A 21,014-nucleotide genomic window follows, 5' to 3' on the forward strand; every position below is an offset into this window, starting at 1 on the left:
GAGGCGGGAATGGTCGTGTCAAACGAACTGGTACCCTTGAGTCGACGCAGGTTCCTGCAGGTCGCGAGTGCCGCGGGCCTGACGTCGATCCTCTGCTTCCACGGTGGTTGCAGCCCGTTTGGCAAAGGCGGCGAGGCCCGCCAGAAATCCGCCGCCGCCGGCAAGAAGATGATCGTCGTCGGCATCGACGGCTTCGACCCGCGGCTGGCCGAGCGGCTGATGGATGCGGGTGAGCTGCCGCACTTGGCGGCGATGCGCGCGGCGGGCGGCTATGCCCGGCTCGGCAGCAGCGTGCCGCCGCAGAGCCCGGTCGCGTGGGCGAACTTCATCACCGGCGCGGACCCAGGCGTGCACGGGATTTTTGACTTCATCCACCGCCATCCCGACCGGGGCTGCGCACCCTACTACGCGGCCTCGGAGACAGTTCAGGCGACGCAGGGGTGGGAAATTGGCGAGCACAAGCTGCCGCTGAATTTCTGGCCGTTCAATCACGGCACAACGCAGACGCTGCTCAAGCGCGAGGGCGTGCCGTTCTGGGATTACCTCGACGCCGCCGGCATTCCGTCGAAGTTCTACGACATTCCGTCCAATTATCCGCCGAGCCCCTCGACGCACGGGCACCAGGCCTGCCTGGCCGGCATGGGCACGCCGGACCTGCTGGGCACCTATGGCACGTACCAGTGTTTCTGGTCGCGCGCCCAGAAGGTGAAGGATGAGGGCGGCGGCCTGAAGAAGCCGATCGTGTTCAAGGACCACGTGGCGAAAGTGAAGCTGACCGGGCCGGTGAACACGCTCTTGAAGCAGCCGGTCGACACCGAGCTCGAGTTCTTCGTCTACCGCCATCCGACGGACGCGCAGGTACGGATCGAGATCGACGGGCACACGCTCGTGCTCAAGGAAGGCGAGTGGAGCGACTGGAAGCAGGTCAGCTTCCCGCTCAAGATGCCGTCGTTTCTGCCGGATGACAAGGTGACGGGCATCTGCCGGTTCTTCCTCCAGCAGGTGCGGCCGGAGTTCCGGCTGTACGTGTCGCCGCTGAACATCGACCCGTCGAACCCCGGTTCGCAGAAGATCAGCGAGCCGGCGGAGTTCGTGACGCAGATCGCGGACGAGCTGGGCCTGTTCCCGACGACCGGCTTCCAGGAAGACCACAAGGCGCTGTCGAACAAGATCTTCACGGACGAGGAGTACCGCGCCCAGGCCGACTATGTGCTGCAGGAGCGTTTGAACCTGCTGAACTACGCGCTCAAGCACTATGACGACGGGCTGCTGTTCTTCTACTTCTCCAGCACCGATCTGCAGGCGCACATGTTCTTCTGGGACAGCGACGAGAAGCACCCGACGCGCTCCGCGGCCGAGGCGCAGAAATACATGGGCGTGGTCGAGGATCTGTATCGCCGGATGGACACGGTGGTCGGCGACCTGGTCGCGCGCTACGCCGACCAGGCCACGATCATGGTGCTGTCCGACCACGGCTTCTGCAATTTCCGCCGGCAGTTCAACCTCAACACCTGGCTGCGTGAGAACGGCTACGTCGGGCCGGCGAACTGCGGCTCGCTGTACATGGACGATCGGAAGTACGGCCCGCGCGTGGACTGGTCGCAGACCCGGGCCTACGGGCTGGGCCTCAACGGCCTGTACCTGAATCTCAAGGGCCGCGAGAGCGAGGGCATCGTCGATCCGTCGGAGCGCGACGCGCTGCTCGAAGAGATCCGCGCGAAGCTGCTGGCCGTCCGCGACCCGGAAAACGGCGAGCCGGCGATCTCGGCCGTCTATCGCAGCGACGAGGTGTACACGGGGCCGTTCAAGGAGCGGGCGCCCGACCTGATCGTCGGCTATCGCCGCGGCTGGCGGTGTTCCTGGCTGACCGCGCTCGGTACGATCGAGCCCGAAGTGTTCAGCGACAACGATTCGGCGTGGAGTGCCGACCATTGCATGGCCACGGAGGAGTTGCCGGGCGTGCTGTTTGCCAGCCGGCCGATCCGGCATCCGCAGCCGGCGCTGGTCGATCTGGCCCCGACGATCCTCGCCGAGTTCAGCGTCACGCCGCCGGACACCATGAGCGGCAGGAACGTGTTTGCGGCGCCGGTAGTGGCCCTGGCCGACGCGGGACAGAAGGAGTGAGCCTCGTGCCGAAGATCAAACTCGATGACAACCTCTACGACCGGGTGAAGAAGGTGGCGCAGGTTGCCGGCTACGGCTCGCCGGAGGAGTTCATCACGCACATCATCGAGAAGGAGCTCGGGCAGCTCGAGGCCGGCGACGACGAGCAGAAAGTGCTCGAGCGGCTGCGCGGGCTGGGGTATATCGAGTAGTCCGGCGCACCGGGCGGCGGGCAGCGCGGTCCTGACCACCAGGAAACGCGTCGGATGAGCGTTATCAACTGGCTGCTGATCAGCATCGGCAATGCGGCGCAATGGCTGTGGCATGCGCTGGCGACCGGGGGGGCCGCGGTGTGGGAGGTAGTGGACGCGGTGCTGAACCCGGTGCTGTCCCGGGTACTGGCGGTGCTGAATCCGATCTGCACGGCGATCGGTGACGGCGTGTACATGGTGCTCGCGCCGCTGCCGGTCTGGCTGGGGCTGACGGTGATTTCCGCGGTCATGGGCGTGCTGATGCTGATCGGCTTCCGATACACGTCCAACCAGGCGGCGATCGGGCGGGCGCGCGACGACATCACGGCGAATCTGCTGGCGCTGAAGCTGTACAAGGACGAAGTGCGTGTTGCGGTGCGCGCGCAGGGCCGGGTGCTCGCCGCCCTGTTGCGCTTGCAGTGGCACATGCTCCGGCCGCTACTGATCATGCTGCTGCCGATGTTGCTGGTGCTGGCGCAGATGGGGGTCCGCTACCAGTGGCGGCCGCTGCGGGTGGGCGAGCAGGCAAACATCACCGTGCGACTCAGGGACGCGCCGGTGGACCTGGCCGGCGTCGCGCTCGCCGAAAATCCGGCGCTGGTCGTCGAGGCCGGGCCGATCCCGGGGGGTGGCGCGCTGGTCTGGCGCGTGCGGGCGGCGACCACGGGCCGGCATACGCTGCGCCTCACGATTGGCGGACAGACCTACGACAAGGAATTCGTCGTCGGCGACGCATTTCAGCGCGTCAGCGCGTCGCGCTCGGAACCACGGTGGACGGCTCAGATATTCCACCCCATCGAGCCACGGCTGCCCGCGGAAGCGCCGCTCAAGGAAATTGAAATCGCGTATCCCGGCGTGGCGTCGTACATCTGCGGCGCGAACTGGTGGATCCTGTACTTCTTCATCATCTCCATGCTTTTCGCGCTGCTGTTCAAGCCGATCTTCAAGGTGCGTTTCTGATCCGCGGTGCGCCGCGCGGCCACGCGACGGCCAGCCACCGGCAGCATTTTGACCGAGCGCAAGCGGCGCGGTCGGTCGCCGCTTTCCTCAACTCGCGCGGCGCTGCGTCCCGATAAACACAGCGAAATGCCGACGCTCGACGAGCTCATGCCGCGCCTCCGCGAGCTGTTCCGTGACGGCGCGCGCTTCGACTTCATCGCCGCCGCACACAGCGTGTTGGCGTGTGTATCGGTGGCGCCCGAGCTGACGCGTCTGACCCTGCGGGCGCTGGCGGAGGCCGGCCTGGGTGGGCCCGCGCTGGAATTGCTGCAGGTGCGGCGGGACCTGGGCGTCAGCGCAGCCGAGCTGGCCGCCCTGCGTGCCTCCTGTGCGGCACTGCCCGATGGCCGCGTGCCCTGGACGGCGTGCGAGGAGACGTTTCAGAAGAACTTCACGGCTCTGGCAGGGGCCCGGCCGGAGTGGCGGGAGCGCGAGGGCCAACTGCGGGCGCTGGTGTCCGGCCTGAACCTGCATCGTACGTTGCAGGGGGCATACTACGTCTCGCGCCGCGCCCCGGGGCGGCTGCGCGAATGGGTGGCGGACCTGACCATGCCCGAGGTGGCGGCGGAGACCTGCGCGCCGCCGGACGGCAAGGTGGGGGCGGCGGCGATCGTGGGGGCGCGGGCCGCGCGGCTCGTCGCCCGCGTCTGCGAATACACGCACCGCGTCGTGCTGTGGCACAGCGCTCCGGTCTACCTCGTCGAACCCGATCCGGCGTGCTTCGCCGCCTGGCTGCACGCGGAGGACAGTAGCGCCAGCCTCACGGCCGAGCGGCTGCTGATCTTCGTCGGCCCGGACGCGATCGCGCGGTGCGCTGCATACTGGCGTACTCACCCGCGCCTGGCGCTGCCGGCCCACCTGATCAATCTGTGTGCCGGGCCGCAGCCGGCTGCGGAGCTGCGCGCCGCCGCGGAACAAACGGCCGGACACAACCGGACCGAGCGCCGCCGTGTCACGGACGCGCTGGCGGCGCGCTACGCGGGGCGCGACGCGGCCTATTGGCTGGAACGGTTCAAGCCACCCGGGCCGGTTCTGGCCGTCACGTCGCGCTTCACGACCATGCTGCAATACTCGACGCGTGACGCCCTTGCGGCCCTGCGCGCGCTAGGCTACACCACGCACGTCCTCATCGAAGACTGCGATCACGAGTTGTTGCGGGCCCATGACCTTTACCGCGCCGTGCTCGAGCTGGACCCGCTCTTCGTGCTCGCGCTGGATCACGCGCGCTGCGAGGCACCGGATCTGCCCCTGAGCATGCCATTCGTGCTGTGGATTCAGGATGCGCTGACCGACTTGATGACGCGGCAGGCCGGCGCATCCGTCGGACCACACGACCTGGTCTGCGGGTACTACTGGCAGCGCTGCACGCGCGAATTCGGTTACCCCCCGGACCGCTTCCTGCCGGTGCGCATCCCCGTGTCGCCCGACGTCTTCCACGACGGCCCGCTGGACCCGGAGACCGCGGCGCGCTACGCGGCGGACGTCTGTTACGTTGGCCATGGCGGCGAGCCGATCGAGGCACTCTACCGGCAGGCGCGGCAACGCTGGAACCCCGTACTGCACAAGGCGCTGGATCAAGTCTACGGGCGCGTGCAGCGCTGGTTGTCCGGCGCCGAACCGATCGACCCCCAGGCCACGACGGAAGACATCGTGCGTACGCTCGCCGCGATCGGCAACGTCAGCCTGACGGACTTCGCCAACCGACTCTACGACGTCGGGCGCCGGCAGCAGACACTGGAGTGGGTCGCGGCCTGGGCCCAACGGACGGGGCGAGTCTTCCGCATCTATGGCCGCGGCTGGGCACAGCATCCAACCTTGGCGCCGTTTGCGGCGGGCGTGATCGAACACGGTGAACCGTTACGTCGTGTATACCGCGCGTCGAAGCTGGCGCTGCAATTGATGCCGTCCGGCTTTCTGCACCAGCGGGCGCTGGAAGCGCTGGCGAGCGGAACGCTGCCGCTGGCGCGGTACTGCCCCGAGGACTTTGCGCAGTTGCCGATCGAGACCTTTGTCACGCAGCGCGCGGCGGGTAAGCACGCGGAGAAGACAGCGGCGATCTTCGCCGGGTTGGAGCGCGTGGTTTTTCGTACGCCCGCCGAGTTTGAGATCATCGCCGAGCGCTATCTCGCCGACGCCGACGCGCGGCAGAGCGTCTGGGCCGACCTGCACGCGGTCGTGCAGCGCGACTATACCTACGAGTCGGTGATGCGGCGGATACTGGAGGCGCATCGCGCGGTGATCCAGCGCCGGGCCGAGGCGAACCGGGCGTCGGCCGGCGCGGATGCGCCCCCGCGGCGCTCGCCGGCGGTTGTGACGCAGGGCTAGCGGGAGCGTGCCGTCGGTGCCGGCGCGCTGACGCGCAACTTCCGTCGTCATTCGCCGGTGCCGGCCGCGTCGCGCACGGGGTGCGCGACGCGTGCCCGGCGGCCTTATCGGACGGCCGCGACCCAGGTGGGGCGGCGCTGCGTCCCAGGTTGTGCTTGGGTCGATAGACACGGGCAGGCGCTAACCCCAACTGCGGACTGAACGCGTGCATCAGCCTGTACAACGCAAGGTCGTGACGCTGGAGGCGCTGCTGAGCGCCCTGCGCGCGCCGCGTGCTGCCGGCCGCACGGTGGTGCACTGCCACGGGTGCTTCGACATCGTGCACCCAGGCCACATCCGCTATCTCCAATTCGCGCGTGAACTCGGCGACATCCTGGTGGTGTCCCTGACCGGCGATGCGAAGATCGCGAAAGGACCCGACCGTCCGTACATCCCGGAAGAGTTGCGGGCGGAGAACGTGGCCGCGCTGGAGTTCGTGGACTGGGTGGTGATTGACCCGCATGCGACGGCGTGCGACCTGCTGGCGCGCCTCCGCCCGGACATCTACGTCAAGGGCCGCGAATACGCCCAGGCCACCGATCCGCGCTTCCAACGCGAACGCCAGATCGTGGAAGGCTACGGCGGGCGCGTGGCGTTTCACAGCGGCGAAGTGGTCTTCAGTTCGACGCGCCTGCTCGAAAGCATGCGCGACGACCAGCAACTGGACGAGCAGCGCCTCCAGACCCTCTGCCAGCGGGCAGGGATCACGGTGGATGTGGTCCGCCGCGCCATCGCGCGCTGCGCGGGGCTGCGCGTGGTCGTGATCGGCGACCTGTTGCGCGAGCAGTACGTGTTCTGTGACGCCGGCGCGGCGGACGACGCGCCGGTGCTGGCGGCACAGCGGCTGGGCGGGGCGGCGTACTGGGGCGGGGCGGCGGCGGTCGCGTTGCAACTGCGGGCGCTGGGTGCCGTGCCGACCCTGATCGCGGCCGTCGGGCGGGATGTCGCCAGGCCGCGCGTGTCCGAAGAGCTCGGCGATTTCGGCGTCACCTGTCGACTGCTGCCGGAGCGGCCTGGGCTTATCGAGCGCACGACGTTCATTGCCGATGATGCCAAGCTCTTCAAGCTCACGGACGGATCGAGTGCGCCGCTGGACAGCGCCGCGGAAAAGCGCGCGGCGGCCGTGCTCGGCGAGTGCCTGACGGGGGCGGATGTACTCCTGTGGTGCGACCACGGGTTCGGCATGGTCAGCCCCGGACTGCTGGCGACCGGGATGATCGCGGCCTGCCAGGGCCGCCTGTTCGTGGCCGGCTACGCGGCGGGGCAGCGCGGGCAGTTGCTCGGGCTGACGGGGGCGCACCTGCTGACCGCGACGGAGCGGCAGGTCCGCGAGGCGCTGCACGACATGGCGTCCGGGCTGCCGGCCGTTGTCTCCAACCTGCTCAATCTGACGCATGGACAGACCGCGCTGGTGTCGCTGCGGAAGCGCGGCGTGCTGGGTTTTGACGCGGGCGGCGATCGAACGGGCCACGCTGCCGGCGAGTCAAGTGCGTGGCGCGAGCGCCTGCGCAGCGAGTTCGTGCCGACGTTCGCGCGCCACGCCGTTGATCTGCTGGGTGCGGAAGAGGCCGTCCTGGCCGCGGCGGCCCTGGTGCTGGCCGGCGGCGGCACGCTGTCGCTCGCGACGTATATCGCCGCTGCGGCGGAATCGCTGGCGGTCAGCTACAGTGGGGGCAACCCACCGAACGCCGCGGCCTTGCTGGCGCTATTGGAACGGCGTCCGGAGTTGCAGGTCGGCGGACATTGCGTGCCCGACCGGCGGCCGCACACGCCGGTTGAGGAACCTCCCGTATGCGTGCCCCGCGACTGAGCATTGTCCTGGCGACTCACAACCGGGCGGCCGTCCTGGCGCACACGCTGGACCGTCTGCGGGCACTCGCGCCGGAATGCGGCGCGCATGAGATCATCGTCGTCGACAATGCGTCGACGGAGAACGTGGGGGGCGTGGTGGCGGGCCGCTCGAACGTCGAGTTCGTGCGCCTGAGGCACAACGCCGGGTCGTGTGCCAAGGCCTACGGCGTGCAGCGGGCCCGCGGGGCGCTCATCCTGTTTCTGGACGATGATTCGTATCCGCGGCCGGGGAGCGTGGAGCGGATGCTGCGGCATTTTGACGCCGACCCGCGACTCGGCGCCGCCGGCTTCACGGTGCATTTGCAGGACGGCTCGCAGGAATGCAGCGCGCTGCCGCACGTGTTTGTCGGCTGCGGCGTGGGCCTGCGGGCGACGGCGTTGCAAGCGGTAGGGGGGCTGGATGCATCGTTCTTCATGCAGGCGGAAGAGTACGATCTGAGCTTCCGCCTGCTGCGCGCGGGCTGGAAGGTCGAAGTGTGCGGAGATCTGGCGGTCGACCACTTGAAGACGCCGCACGCGCGCCGCGCGGAGCGCACCACGTACTACGACGTCGCAAACAATCTGCGCGTCATCGGTCGGTATCTGCCGGCGAGTTATGTGCGCATCTATCGGGCGGACTGGCTGGATCGCTATGCGCGGCTGGCGGCGGCGCAGGGGCACACGCGGGCGCTGCGGCGGGGCCGGTGCGTGGGGTGGTGGCGCGGGTTGGTGGAGCGGCCGCTGTATCGGCGCTGGCGGCTGAGGGCGGCGGAGTTGGAGCAGGTGTTTGCGTGGGAGTACGTGGCGGCGCGGATGGGGGCGTTGCGGGCGGTGGGTGTGCGGCGGGTAGTGCTGGCGGATTACGGGAAGAACGTCTACGCGTTCCACCGCGGGGCGCGGGCGGCGGGCATCGCGGTGGCGGCACTCGCGGACGACGGACACGCGCGTGGCGGAGTGGTGCCGCCGTACCGCGGCGTGCCGGTGGTGACAGTGGCGGAGGCGCGGGCGCTGCGCGCGGATGCGTGGGTCGTGAGCAACACATCGTACGTTCACGCGGCCCGGCGGGTGGCGGAGCTCGAACGCAGCCGGGTCCCCGTGCCGGTCTACAACTGGTTCCCGGCACCGGCAGCACTGAGCCGGCAAGTCAGCGTGTCGGTTCCCGACGCGGAGCCGGTGGGGGCCATTTGCAGCCTCAGTGATTGACACGGCGGGGGGTTATCCTGAGCATTGTAAACACGCAGAAGGAGCGCCCGTAGCTCAGCTGGATAGAGCAACGGACTTCTAATCCGTAGGTCGTGCGTTCGAATCGCACCGGGCGCGTGGGATAACACACCAAGCAGCCGCCAGTTACGTGTCAACGCGAGCACGGCGTCGCAGGTCACGAGTGGCCGCAAATGCGCGTTCCTGGACCCTCAGTGGGTGTCGCCCGTGGTGTCGGATTCGCGCTGCGCCGTCATGACCGGCGCCAGATTGACGGCCGGCACGGCGCGTTCGAAGTCGCTGGCCGCGATCAGGGGCTGGGGACGCAGACCGGCGAGGGCGGCTACGCAGCGGTCGGGCACGGTCTGCAGTCGCGTGTTGTAGAACGTTGCGACCTCGTTGAAGTAGCCGCGCGCCAAGGAAATACGCTGCTCCGTCTCGACGACGCTGCGTTGCAGGCTGAGGAATGCTTCATCGCCATTCAATTCGGGATAGCACTCGACAATCGTGCGCAGTCGGACCGCGCAGCCGGCAGGGTCGGGACCGGGTTGGCCGGGGGCCGTTGCGGCGAGCTGGCTGCGCAGGGCGGCGAGTTCGGTCTGCACGGTACGCTCGTAGTCGCGCAGGCCCTCGACGACACGCACGAGATTCGGAATCAGGTCGTTGCGCCGCTTGAGTTGAATGTCGACATTGGACCACGCCTGGCGCACGCGCTGCCGCAGGCCGACGAGACTGTTGTACGCCATCCACAGCCAGCTCAGCAGCCACAGGCCCACATAGCCGCCGCCGACGGCGAGGCCCAGCGCTACAGGCCCGGCCGGCACGCCGTGAGCGGCGCGCCCGGCCAGCAGCCAGCCACCGGCCGCCGGAATGAGCCCGAGGATCCCCAGCAGCCAGAACTGCCAGGCGAGGCCACCGGCGACCTTGGCTTCGCTGCGCGTCGAGATCAGGTACAGCGGCGTGCGTGCAGCCTGCGCGATTTCCGGCGCGACGATGTCACTGCGCTCGCGGGCGCGACCGACCACGTAAAGGGGCGCATGCAGCGGCAGCGCCTGCTCGACGAAGCGCCGTCGGTGGTCCGAATCAGAAACCGCCGCAGAGGGGCCCTTGCCGTAGTACAGCGGATCGCCTCGGCCGCAGGTCGCATTGAAAACTTCCAGCGGCTCGACCTTCGCCCCCGCGGGGTTGATTCGGATTACCCCGTCATCGTCGCGCAGGTAGAAGAGACTCTGCTCGTGGCCGTCGGCGACGCGCTTCCAGCCGCTTTCGTGACGCGTGCGCGTCTGTCGTTTGCCCTGGCTATCGGTGTACTGCTCGGTGACGGTCCGCGACCAATGCTCCTCGATGCTCCAGGTGTACCACACGCACGGCGCCTCAGCGAGGAAACTGACCAGCGGCTGCTCGGACTCCACCGTGCCCTTGAGTTCCACCAGCCCGATGAAGACACCGGAGGTGCGGCTGGTTGGCAGGTCGGCGATCAGCCGGCGTTTGCGTGCGGCCCGGAAGCCGCCCCATAGACACAGCGCGGCCAGCAGGAGGCCGATGGCCAGAATGACAGCCTCGATGGGCACCGGTGCCCCTCGTCAGAGCCGACGGCTAGTTCAAAATCACACCAACCTGGGTGGCATGGGCGTCCCGCCCGTCGGCGAAACGGGCAAGCTGCCCGTGCCACCCATCTGCCAAGTCACCCTCAATGAGGCGGTCCACTATTGTGCCGGCGTGATGCGCTCCACGCCGTTCATGTACTTGCGCAGCGCCGTGGGGATCGTTACGCTGCCATCCGCGTTCTGATTCAGCTCCAGCAGCGGAATCAGGATGCGCGGGCTGGCGATCACCGTGTTGTTGAGCGTGTGGCAGAAATCCGGCTTGCCGGTGTCGCTGCGCCGGTACCGCAGATTCAGCCGGCGGGCCTGGAAATCATGGAAGCGGCTCGCACTGTGCGTCTCGCCGTAGTCGGCGCGGCTCGGCATCCACGTCTCAATGTCGTACATGCGCACCTTGCCCTGGCCCATGTCGCCGGTGCAGACTTCCATGACCCGGTAGGGGAGCTCCAGTCGCTGCAGCATCGCCTCGCTGTTCGCGACGATTGCGTTGTGCCACTTCTCTGACTCGGCAGCCTCCGCCTTGCATACGACGACCTGCTCGATCTTGTCGAAGAAGTGGATGCGGTACAGGCCGCGCGTGTCCTTGCCGGCGGCGCCGGCCTCACGGCGAAAACACGTGCTGCGCGCGAAGTACAGCTTCGGCAACTCGGCCTCGTCGAGAATCTCGTCGGAGTGATAGCCGGTGACCGGTACCTCCGCCGTGCCGACCAGGCTCTGCCCGTCGCGTTCGCAAAGGTAGACCTCGTCGCGATGCAGCGGGAAGAAGCCGGTGCCGTACATCAGCTTGTCGTCAACGAGCACCGGGACGGTCAGCGGCAGGAACCCGCGTTCGAGCATCAGGTCCCATGCAAGACGCAGCACGGCCTCGTGCAATTGCGCGCCGAGGCCGCGGAGAACGTAGTTGCGGCTGCCGGCGATCTTCACGCCGCGATCCACGTCGATGATCCCCAGCGCAAGGCCCAGTTCGAGGTGGTCCTTCGGCTCGAAGCCCAAATCGGCCGGCAGCTTGGGTTTTCCGACGCGGCGGATTTCGATGTTGCCCGAGGCGTCGCGGCCGATCGGTGCAGCCGGATCGGGAATTTGCGGCACGAGCAACATGAGCTCGCGCAGGTCGGCGTCGATCTTCTCGCGCTCGGCGTCGATCTCCTTCAGGCGATTCTTGAGCTGGCCCATGGCCTTGCTCAGGGCGGCCTTTTCCTCCTTGGGCGCCTTTGCGATGCGCTCGCCCGTCTGGTTCTGCTGGTAGCGCAGGTCGTTCCACTCGGTTTCGAGGGCCCGGCGGCGGCGATCAACCTCGAGGATGCGGTCGATATCGACGGTCATGTTCTTGTCGCGGGCGGCCTTCTTCACCAGCTCGGGGTCATCGCGGATCAGCTTGATGTCGATCATGGCGCCTTTTCTCGTGCAGCCGTGAATGCACCGGGGCTCACGCCCGCGGGCGAGTTGGCATTATATGCGGGGTACGGTTCACGGCGAGGGTCGGGACGCAGGCGGTCGCGGATCCGACCAGGCTTCGCGGACGGCGGTGCACGCCTCGTCCGCGTCCACGTCGCCGATGATGGTGATCGCCACGGAGTCCACCGTGGCAAGTGACGCGAGGGCGGTGCGGATCTCCTCGGCGTCGGTCAACGGGGCGTGGCCGGCCCGCCAGCCGATGAAGCCCGCGGGGGCGTATAAGTCTTCGCCGTCTTGGTGCGCCAGTCGGCGTTGCAGGCCGCGACCGTGCGCGGCGGCGGCAGAGCAGGCGGCGGGCGTGGCATTAGGATGACGGAGCAGCGCCGCGTGCCATTCGATCATCTGCGCCAGGTGCGACGCCGGACCCCGCGAGACCAGGCCCGGCGGCATGCCCGCCGGCCGGGGATAGAGGTCCAATCCGTGATACGTGAGGTAGTCGCGAATCTGATCGACCGAATACGCCGTCGTGCCTACGGCCATCAACGCATCCAGCGCGCGGATAGGTTCCGTATTGGCGTGCGGGACGGTATGCACTTCGATCAGCTCCACACCCGGACGTGAATTGATTGTGAGTGTAACGGAGTCGGTGAGTCTCCGGGTGGGGGTGCTGATGGGGAACGTGGCGGCCACGGCGGCGGGTCGTGTGCTGGGCTGGCTGGTTGCTCCCGCTCCGTTGCGCGGCGCAACCACTGTGCGAGTCGTGCGGAGTAGGGTCGCGGCCTGCTGGAGGTCGCCGACGTTGACGTGCAGTAGACGCGGGATCTTCCAGGCGGCGAGGAGCATGTCCCCGCCGATCATCTCACAGCGTCCCAGCTCCAACGCCCGCGCGGCGAAGTCGAGTCGGCCCAGTTGGGCCTCGCGCACCGCCAGCGCCCGCGCCCGGTTGAGCTCGATCTCGGCCGCGAGCACCTGCTCGGCCCGTTCCAGCTCGGCGAAGACTGCCCGAATGACATCATCGGGTGCGACGGCGAAATCCGGTCGGTGATCCACGGAGAGCTGCAGGACCCCCGCATCACGCCACGTGGCACGGTGCCAGCGCGGCGGCCAGCAGCCGAGGTCCGTCAGGCGTTGGCACAGGGGACCATCGACCGGGTTGCACAGGCGCTGCATCAGCACGTCGAGGACGAGGTTCTCGTCGTCGCTCGCCGGCGGGGTCAGCCACGCGATATCCAGCCCGCTGGGCGTGGCCGAATCGACGGGCAGCTCGATGCGCTCTTCGGTCGGCGCCGGCGACGGAGGTCGCTGGCGGGCTTCAGCCCAGGGCACGTCGCCGAAGAATCGCCGCGCCGTGTCGTGTATTGTCGGCGGCTGCACGTCGCCAATGACCATCAGGCAGCCATTCTCTGGGACGAACCAGCCCCGCAGGAAGTTGTTGGCCGCGTCGGCGGACGGGTTGGCGGTGTCCCACATGCGTGCATAAGCGTGTTCGCCAAGGAGCGGCGCGACCAGACGCGGGTCCACGGATACCAGCGTGCCTGGTGACGGGGTGGCCGTGATCTCGGCCGCAACGATCGGAGTTGCAGCGACCACGGCGGTCAGGCTGCGGAGTGTGTCACCGACCTTCTCAGCCGGTACGAGCGCGGCGAAGTAGCACGCGTCGGGCAACGTAGCCCCGTCGAACGGTAGTGACGCGCTGCGGTCCAGCCGCCGCTGCAGGACCATTCGCACCCGGTCGCAAAGGTCACCCTGTCGCGGGGGTGTATCGGCAGTACCGACGCGATACCAGAGCTGGACGCTAACCGCGGGTGCCGCGCGGTCTCGAAGGACGATCACCTGCAGGCCATTCGACAACCGGTCGATCTCCGGTGTCGGCCCGGTCTGGCTGAACGCTAGCAGGATGGTCAGCAGGGTGGCGGGCATGGAGCTACTCCGGCTTGTCGCATCGACGGCATTGTCGTGCGCGTGCCCGTCGACGGCCAGCGCGTCGTTCGTCAATTCTCCCGAGTTTTGCTTGCAGCCACCGCTGCCGGCAGTAACCTAGGACCAGGGTCTGCGATCGGGCGCGGCCCCGTAGTTACGGGGTACGGGTCGGTCGCACCATGTGGATCCGTGGGGCGCGTTGCCGCCGCAGGAGGGCCACATGCGGATCGGATTGATTTCGACCTATACGCATCCATTTGCGCTCGGCTTGCGCTACGTCTCGTCCTACCTCAAAACGATGGGACACGATGTCTCCGTCTGCTTCATGAGTTCCCACCGGGACACGACGGCGCCCGATTTCTCGGCGGCGGCGCTGGCCGATCTGGTCGAACGCCTGCGCCCATGCGCACTGATCGGCCTGAGCCTGATGACGAACACGTTTCGCCGCGCGCAGTTCCTGACCGAGCACCTCCGCAACGCGGGATTGCGCGCGCCGATCGTCTGGGGCGGCACGCACCCGACGGTGGCGCCGGAGGAATGCCTGGAAATCGCCGACGCGGTTTGCGTGGGCGAGGGCGAGGAAGCGGCGCTCCAGCTCGCCGAGCGGTTTGAGGCCGGCCGCGATCCGACTGGCGTCGCGGGCTGGTGGTTCCGCGCCGGCGGTGCGTTTGGCAATGCACAGGCGATTCGTAATGCGCTGGGGCCGTTGGAGACCCGGCTCGATGACCTACCCTTCCCCGATTACGAACTGGACACACACTGGGTGGGCGAGCGGCAGGGCCTGGTGCCAGCGACCCCCGCCAATCTGCGCGGTGCGCTGCAGACACTACGGGTCCTGACAGCGCGGGGCTGCCCGTATCACTGTGCGTTCTGCAACAACGCGGCGCTGCGCCGCATTCACGAAGGCTGCGGCCGCTGGGTGCGGACGCGCTCGCTCGAGAACGTGCTGGCGGAAATCCGGCTGGCGCGCCGGTGTTTTCCGATGATCCGCGCCATCAACTTCGTGGACGACCTGTTCCTGGTCCGTTCCGCGGCCGAGATCACGTCGTTTGCGGCGCAGTACACGGCCGAAATCGGCCTGCCGCTGCAGCTTGACGTGTTCCCCAATACGGTGACCGAGGCTAAGATCGCCGCGCTGGCTCGGCTGCCCATCGAGCTCGTCAGCATGGGCGTCGAAAGCGCGAGCGCCGACACGCTGCAGAACATCTACCAGCGCCCCACGTCCCCGCAGCGCATCGCCCAGGCCGTCGACACGCTGGCGCGCCACCGCATCCGCACGGAGTACCACTACATCGTCAGCAACCCCTATGAGCCCGAGCAGAACGTGATTGAGACGATGCGCTTCATCGCGTCGTATCATCGCGGCCGGGCCGTGTTGCGGGTGTTTCCGCTGATGTTCTATCCGAGCACGCCGCTCTATGAGCGGGCCCGGCGCGACGGCCTGATCGGGGCGCGCCACGGGTTCGCGTACGACCGCATGGGCAGCGGTGCACTGCAGTTCGCGGGTCACGACTACCTGGGAATCTGGCTCCGCGTCGTGCTGAACCTGCGGAATATCGGGATGCCGCGGTGGCTCTGTCGCCGGGTCATCGACGTGGTGGTGAGCCGGCCGGTGCGCGCGGTGCTGGATCATGACTGGTTCTGTCCGGCTGTGTTCATCGGTTACCAGGTGGCGCGCAAGCTGGTGCGGAATTTCCTGTACCAGCCGTTCATCAAGCCGCTGCGGTACGTGCGCTGGCCACGGCGTGTCCAGATCATGGCGAGCGGGGCGTGGCGTGTACCGAGGCCGAATGTCGCTGCACTACGTCGGCGGGCCTCCGCAGCGCCAATCCCAAGCGGCCTCAGGCAGTCAGGTCCACTAGGAACGGAACTCGGCGCCGCGGCGCCGTAACCGCGCACGGGTCGCCGCGACGACTCAGGGGGCTGTGCCGCGGAATCGGCCGATGTAAAGAGCGGTGCCGATTTTGCTTGCCCGTCGCAACCGGAACCCGGCGCGGCGGGTATAAGCGACAGAGGTGCGGTGCGTCTCTACAGCGGATGCGCGCCGTAAGTGACTGTCGATAAATAGGTTGACACTGCCATGCCGATCGGGGAAGCACTCGTCGCCAAGGGTTTGATCACGGCTGAGCAGCTCAAGGAGGCACTCGCACAGCGAACGTCGCCCGCCGAGCGGATCGACCAGGTGCTGATCCGCCAGGAGCTGGTGAGCGAGCGCGACGTGCTGGCGGTCTTCAGCGAGCAGCTCATGATCCCGGTGGTCGAGCTGCGCGAAGAGGACATCGACAAGGAGGTCCTCTCGCTGATCCCCAGCCGGCTCGTGCACAAGTACGGGCTGATGCCGCTGTCACGGAATGGCAAGGGCGTGCGGATCGCGACCTCCGACCCGTATAACATGTACGCCCTCGACGAGGTGCGCACCTGCATCAACCAGGCGGTCGAGCCCGTCCTCGCCACCCGGACCGAAATCCACAAGCTCATCCGCGCGTTCTACGGCGTCGGCGGCGAAGTGTTGCAGGAGATGGTCCAGGACGCCGGCGAACTCGAGATCATCGACGAAACCAAGCTCGAGTCTGCCGACCTCGACGTACAGATGGCCCAGGAGGCCTCGGTCATCAAGCTGGTGAACGAGATCCTGATCGAGGCCATTGACCAGCGGGCCAGCGACATCCACTTCGAGCCGTTCGAGAACGACTTCCAGGTGCGCTATCGCATCGATGGCGTGCTGCATGTTGCGAACGTGCCGCCGGAAATCCGCCGGTTCCAGAACGCGATCATCAGCCGCATCAAGATCCTGTCGAACCTGAACATCGCCGAGCGGCGGTTGCCACAGGACGGCGGCTTCAAGATCAAGGCCCACGGGCGCGAAATCGACTTGCGCGTGAGCATCATCACGATGGCCTTCGGCGAAGGCATCGTGCTGCGTATCCTCGACCGTACGTCGGTGAAGCTCGACCTGCCCACGCTGGGCATGGAAGGCAAGACGTACGAGATGTTCCAGGACCTGATCAGTCGTCCCCACGGCATCCTGCTCGTGACCGGACCGACGGGCTCCGGCAAGACGACGACACTCTACGCAGCGCTGCGCGAGATTGTCAGCGACGAGCTGAAGATCCTGACGATCGAGGACCCGGTCGAGTACTATCTGGGGGGCGTCAACCAGACGCAGATTCTTCCGAAGATCGGGCTGACCTTCGCCCGCGCGCTGCGCAGCTTCCTGCGGCACGACCCGGACGTCATCCTGGTGGGCGAAATTCGTGACAAGGAGACGGCCGAGGTCGCGATCAACGCGTCGCTGACGGGCCACCTGGTGTTCAGCACGCTGCACACCAACGACGCCGTGACCGCGACGACGCGCTTGCTGGACATGGGCGTCGAGCCGTTCCTGGTGTCAAGCTCGTTGGAGGCCGTGCTGGCCCAGCGCCTGGTGCGCCTGATCTGCAAGCACTGCAAGGAGGAGTATCTGCCGGACAACCCGGCGAAGCTGCCGCCGGACTTCAAGTACCAGCGCGGCGAGAAGCTCTTCCGGGGCAAGGGCTGCAAGGAATGCCGCAACACCGGCTTCAGCGGTCGGCGGGCGCTGTACGAACTGCTTGTGATGGACGACGAGCTGCGTGAGATGGTTCTGAACCAGGCATCCGCATCGCAGCTGCAGACCGTCGCCTGTGAGCATGGGCTGGTGCTGATGCGCGACGTTGGCTGGGAGCTGTGCCGCCGCGGATTCACGACGCCCCAGGAAGTGCTGCGCGTAACGAAGGTCTAGGCCGGCATCCGCGCGACGCAATTGATGGCTTGGGGGGAGCAAAGCTGTAACTTCAGCGGTGCTGGCGACAGAGCAGAGCTGGATCGCTCTTCGCTGGGAGTGGGGGTGCATGTCTGACGGCCACGCGGCGTTTCGAGGGGGGCGCTGCCGCGGGCGCACCGATCACCGCAGTGCGCTGCCGGTGCAAGGGGCTCCTATCCGGAAATACGAGGCGCGCACACGCACGCCCCCCGCTTTGACTTCCGCGCAGCGCGGGCGATACTCTCAAATAGCGGACCTTTGCGGGAGACGCGCGATGGACGTCTTGGAAGCGATCAACACCCGTCGCAGTGTGCGCTCGTACAGCGACCGGCCCATCCCGCCCGAGGTCCTGGAGCGGCTGCGCGGCGCGCTGCGGGCGGCGCCTTCGGCGTGCAATTTCCAGCCGTGGCGTTTCGTATTCGTGCAAAACCCGGAGCTGCGCCGGCAATTGGCCTCGACCGCCAATGACCAGTTCTGGATCGCGGAGGCGCCGCTCGTCGTCGTGGCCTGCGGTCTGCCGCAGCAGGCGTACAAGCACATGGGCGGTTATGGCAACAGCGTCGAAATCGACGTGGCGATCGCGGTGGACCACTTGACGCTCGCGGCGGTGGCCGAGGGACTGGGCACCTGCTGGGTGGGGGCCTTTGACGAGCGGCGTCTGAAGCGACTCCTCGCCATTCCCGATGCAGTGAAGATTATCGCCCTCACGCCGGTCGGCTACCCCACGGCGCCGGACCTGAATGCTCCGCTCGACGACGCCCGGCGCAAGCCGCCGAGCGAGATCTTCAGCACCGACCGTTACGGCCCGGTCACATAGCGACGCGGGGCGCAGGCGGACACCGACGACTTCTCGGACACGCCGGTGCGGGCCGCCGGCATACGTGGCCGAAAGTGTATACTGGGACAGGTTGGCGGCGACGCGGCGGGTCGTGTCCGCGCGCAGTCGCATGCGTAGTTGAAAATGGGGAAAGTCATGAACGGCACCCTCGCCCTCAACGGCCTGCGTCTGGTGTGGGGACTGGTGCTGGCCGCCGCCAGCCTGACCGGCACGACGTATGCGCAGCTTTCGACGGATGACGTCGCGGCGCTCCGCAAGCGGGCCGCGGCCGAAGGCTGGACGTTTACCGTGGCCGAGAACGACGTGACCGGGATACCGCTGGAACAACTCTGCGGCCTGGTCGAACCGCCGGACTGGCGCCGGACCGGGCAATTCGACAACCTGCCGGTGCAGCGCGACTTGCCGGCCAGCTTCGACTGGCGGACGCTGGGCGGTTGCACGCCGATCCGCAACCAGGGCGGCTGCGGCAGTTGCTGGGCGTTCAGTGCCATCGGCGCCATGGAGTGTGCGATCCGGATCCGCGACGCCGTCAGCACGAATCTGTCTGAGCAGTGGCTGGTCAGTTGCACGGCGGCCGGCGACTGCAGCGGCGGCTGGCATACGGACGCCCTTCAGTATTTGCGCTGCAACGGACTGCAGGACCCCTGCGGCGACAGCGGCGCGGTGCTCGAAACGAGCTTTCCATACGTGGCCTATAACGCACCCTGCAACTGCCCGTACGAGCATCCCTACTGCCTCGACTCGTGGTACTACGTCGGGCCGAGCTCGGGCGTCCCGACGGTCGCGCAGCTCAAGCAGGCCATCTGGGAACACGGCCCCGTCGCGGTCGGCGTCCACGTGAACGACGCCTTCCAGGCTTACGACACGGGCATCTTCAACGCGTGCGCGGACGGGGCGCTGAACCATGCCGTCGTACTCGTTGGCTGGGACGACAACCAGGGCCCGGCGGGCATCTGGTTCCTGCGGAACTCGTGGGGGACCTGGTGGGGCGAAAGCGGGTACATGCGGATCCCGTACGAATGCTGTCGCGTCGGCTACGCCGCTGCGTATGTGAACTACTCGCCACGGCACATCGTGACGACTGTGAGCAACGTCACCATCTTCGAAAGCGGGACGGCCACATTCGGCGTGAAGCTGGACGCGAATCCCGGCGGCACATTGGCGGTATCGGTGGCCCGGGCCAGCGGCTCGAACAACGTGACTGTCGTCGCCGGCGCGAACCTGACTTTCTCGGCGACGAACTGGGACACGTATCAGTACGTCACGCTGGCGGCGGCGCACGACGAGGACACCTACGATGCGACGGCGGTCGTCCACTGCAGCGCCAACGCCTGGGCGCCGGCGGATGTGTCCGTCGCCGAGCGCGACGACGAACGCCGGCTGTCGTGGCTCGACAAATCGCCCGCGCCGCATCCGGCACCCCGCGCTGGGCATGCCCTTGCGTTCGACAGCGGCCGTGGTCTGAGCGTGCTCTTTGGCGGTGTCGATGGCGCGACGCGCTGGGATGACACCTGGGAATGGGATGGATCGGCGTGGGCGCCGCGCGGCACGCCGGGACCGTCCGCGCGGGCGTACCACGCGCTGGCGTACGACAGTGCGCGCGGCGTGACCGTACTGTTCGGCGGCGATAACGGCAGCGCCTGTCTCGGCGACACCTGGGAATGGGACGGCACGGCCTGGGCCCAGCGTGCGGCGAGCGGTCCCGCCGCCCGGGCGAACCATGCGCTGGCGTATGACAGCAACCGCGGCGTCGTGGTGCTGTTCGGCGGTGACAACGGTGGGACGCGCTTCAGCGACACCTGGGAGTGGAACGGGGCCACTTGGACGCAGCGTGCCACCACTGGCCCGACCGCTCGCACGGGGCACGCGCTGGCATTTGACAGCAATCGTGGTCGCACGGTGTTGTTCGGCGGCTTCGACGGCGGCACGGTCCTGGGTGATACATGGGAATGGAACGGCAGCACGTGGATGAACACGGGTGCCGGCGGTCCGGCCGCGCGCCAGAAACACGCGCTCGCTTATGACGGTGTGCATGGCGTCGTCGTGCTGTACGGCGGCGCGCCGGCGGGCGGCGGTGTGTATGACGACACGTGGCACTGGAACGGTTATGCCTGGTCGCCGGTGACCGTGGCTGGCGCCCCGGGCCGCGCGGCACACGCCCTCGCGTACGACAGCGCCCGGGCGATCGGCGTGCTGTTCGGCGGCGACGATGGCAGTCTGCGTCTGGCGGACACGTGGGAGTTTGGCGGGCATTTGCCGGTCGTACTGCTGCAGCCCGTGGACACCGTCGCGTGCCAGAGCGAGCCAGCGACTTTCAGCGTTGTGGCCGAGGGTAATCCGCCGCTGTCGTACCGGTGGCGGAGGAATGGTCTTCCGCTGTTCAACAGCAGCCGCATCAGCGGGGCCGCCACCGACACGCTGACGATCCAATGGGTCTACGGTACGGACGCGGGCAACTACGACGTGGTCGTGACGAACCCCGCAGGCGCGGTCGCCAGCGATACGGCCGTACTGACCATTTGCGTCGTGGGCGATTTGAATTGCGACGGCGGCATCGGGTTTGACGATATCAACCCGTTCGTGCTCCGGCTGGCGACGCCAGCGCAGTACGAGCTGCTCTATCCTGACTGTCCCGACGAGAATGGCGACATCAACCGCGATGGGACGGTCGGCTTCCGCGACATCAACCCGTTTGTGGAGTTGCTCAGTGGCGCATGAACTCGGGGTGA

The 21,014-nt window shown here is 67.6% G+C and carries 13 protein-coding genes and 1 tRNA gene; 11 read left to right on the forward strand and 3 right to left on the reverse strand.

The window, feature by feature from the left end; all coding sequences use genetic code 11:
• Positions 1–9 precede the first annotated feature (9 nt).
• From KA383_03615 to KA383_03645, 7 genes are all read left to right on the forward strand, one after another.
• Positions 10–2,124 carry an alkaline phosphatase family protein gene (locus tag KA383_03615; GenBank protein ID MBP7745195.1) on the forward strand — a complete coding sequence of 705 codons (2,115 nt, stop codon included), beginning with the start codon at positions 10–12 and terminating at the stop codon, positions 2,122–2,124.
• Between the two features lie 5 nt (positions 2,125–2,129).
• Positions 2,130–2,315 (forward strand): hypothetical protein, encoded by a 186-nt coding sequence (locus KA383_03620; GenBank protein ID MBP7745196.1) that lies wholly within the window; start codon positions 2,130–2,132, stop codon positions 2,313–2,315.
• Positions 2,316–2,369: 54 nt separating this feature from the next.
• Positions 2,370–3,314 carry a hypothetical protein gene (locus KA383_03625; protein MBP7745197.1) on the forward strand — a complete coding sequence of 315 codons (945 nt, stop codon included), beginning with the start codon at positions 2,370–2,372 and terminating at the stop codon, positions 3,312–3,314.
• A 126-nt stretch (positions 3,315–3,440) separates the two neighbouring features.
• A complete protein-coding gene (locus tag KA383_03630; protein ID MBP7745198.1) occupies positions 3,441–5,678 on the forward strand; it encodes a glycosyltransferase family 1 protein in 2,238 nt (745 codons plus the stop codon).
• 205 nt (positions 5,679–5,883) lie between these two features.
• Positions 5,884–7,527, forward strand: a complete 1,644-nt coding sequence (locus KA383_03635) for an adenylyltransferase/cytidyltransferase family protein (protein MBP7745199.1) — start codon at positions 5,884–5,886, stop codon at positions 7,525–7,527.
• The gene (locus KA383_03640; GenBank protein MBP7745200.1) at positions 7,509–8,750 is read left to right on the forward strand and encodes a glycosyltransferase family 2 protein; all 1,242 of its coding nucleotides are present in this window, start codon (positions 7,509–7,511) and stop codon (positions 8,748–8,750) included. Before KA383_03635 ends, KA383_03640 begins: the two co-directional genes overlap by 19 nt.
• Before the next feature lie 43 nt (positions 8,751–8,793).
• Positions 8,794–8,867, forward strand: a tRNA-Arg gene (locus KA383_03645).
• Positions 8,868–8,959: 92 nt separating this feature from the next.
• Here the strand turns inward: KA383_03645 and KA383_03650 are convergent.
• The 3 genes from KA383_03650 to KA383_03660 form a co-directional block, all read right to left on the reverse strand.
• The gene (locus KA383_03650) at positions 8,960–10,318 is read right to left on the reverse strand and encodes a LemA family protein (protein ID MBP7745201.1); all 1,359 of its coding nucleotides are present in this window, start codon (positions 10,316–10,318) and stop codon (positions 8,960–8,962) included.
• A 135-nt stretch (positions 10,319–10,453) separates the two neighbouring features.
• On the reverse strand, positions 10,454–11,740 hold the full coding sequence (gene serS / locus KA383_03655; GenBank protein ID MBP7745202.1) for a serine--tRNA ligase: 1,287 nt from the start codon (positions 11,738–11,740) through the stop codon (positions 10,454–10,456).
• A gap of 78 nt (positions 11,741–11,818) precedes the next feature.
• Positions 11,819–13,666 carry an insulinase family protein gene (locus KA383_03660; protein ID MBP7745203.1) on the reverse strand — a complete coding sequence of 616 codons (1,848 nt, stop codon included), beginning with the start codon at positions 13,664–13,666 and terminating at the stop codon, positions 11,819–11,821.
• 220 nt (positions 13,667–13,886) lie between these two features.
• On the opposite strand from KA383_03660, the gene KA383_03665 reads away from it, so the two are divergent.
• From KA383_03665 to KA383_03680, 4 genes are all read left to right on the forward strand, one after another.
• Entirely contained in the window at positions 13,887–15,557 is a 1,671-nt protein-coding gene (locus KA383_03665) for a B12-binding domain-containing radical SAM protein (GenBank protein MBP7745204.1), read from the forward strand.
• A 189-nt stretch (positions 15,558–15,746) separates the two neighbouring features.
• A complete protein-coding gene (tadA, locus tag KA383_03670; protein ID MBP7745205.1) occupies positions 15,747–17,426 on the forward strand; it encodes a Flp pilus assembly complex ATPase component TadA in 1,680 nt (559 codons plus the stop codon).
• 295 nt (positions 17,427–17,721) lie between these two features.
• Positions 17,722–18,264 carry a nitroreductase family protein gene (locus tag KA383_03675; GenBank protein ID MBP7745206.1) on the forward strand — a complete coding sequence of 181 codons (543 nt, stop codon included), beginning with the start codon at positions 17,722–17,724 and terminating at the stop codon, positions 18,262–18,264.
• Positions 18,265–18,420: 156 nt separating this feature from the next.
• Positions 18,421–21,003 carry an immunoglobulin domain-containing protein gene (locus KA383_03680; GenBank protein ID MBP7745207.1) on the forward strand — a complete coding sequence of 861 codons (2,583 nt, stop codon included), beginning with the start codon at positions 18,421–18,423 and terminating at the stop codon, positions 21,001–21,003.
• Positions 21,004–21,014 lie beyond the last annotated feature (11 nt).

This window comes from Phycisphaerae bacterium (assembly GCA_017999985.1).
Lineage (GTDB): Bacteria > Planctomycetota > Phycisphaerae > UBA1845 > Fen-1342 > JAGNKU01.

What these genes read in the sequence shown, in the direction of transcription:
- KA383_03615 (MBP7745195.1), top strand. Translation starts at nt 10, where the DNA reads ATGGTCGTGTCAAACGAACTGGTACCCTTGAGTCGACGCAGGTTCCTG.
- KA383_03625 (MBP7745197.1), top strand. Translation starts at nt 2,370, where the DNA reads ATGAGCGTTATCAACTGGCTGCTGATCAGCATCGGCAATGCGGCGCAA.
- KA383_03630 (MBP7745198.1), top strand. Translation starts at nt 3,441, where the DNA reads ATGCCGACGCTCGACGAGCTCATGCCGCGCCTCCGCGAGCTGTTCCGT.
- KA383_03640 (MBP7745200.1), top strand. Translation starts at nt 7,509, where the DNA reads ATGCGTGCCCCGCGACTGAGCATTGTCCTGGCGACTCACAACCGGGCG.
- serS (MBP7745202.1), bottom strand. Translation starts at nt 11,740, where the DNA reads ATGATCGACATCAAGCTGATCCGCGATGACCCCGAGCTGGTGAAGAAG.
- KA383_03660 (MBP7745203.1), bottom strand. Translation starts at nt 13,666, where the DNA reads ATGCCCGCCACCCTGCTGACCATCCTGCTAGCGTTCAGCCAGACCGGG.
- KA383_03665 (MBP7745204.1), top strand. Translation starts at nt 13,887, where the DNA reads ATGCGGATCGGATTGATTTCGACCTATACGCATCCATTTGCGCTCGGC.
- tadA (MBP7745205.1), top strand. Translation starts at nt 15,747, where the DNA reads ATGCCGATCGGGGAAGCACTCGTCGCCAAGGGTTTGATCACGGCTGAG.
- KA383_03675 (MBP7745206.1), top strand. Translation starts at nt 17,722, where the DNA reads ATGGACGTCTTGGAAGCGATCAACACCCGTCGCAGTGTGCGCTCGTAC.
- KA383_03680 (MBP7745207.1), top strand. Translation starts at nt 18,421, where the DNA reads ATGAACGGCACCCTCGCCCTCAACGGCCTGCGTCTGGTGTGGGGACTG.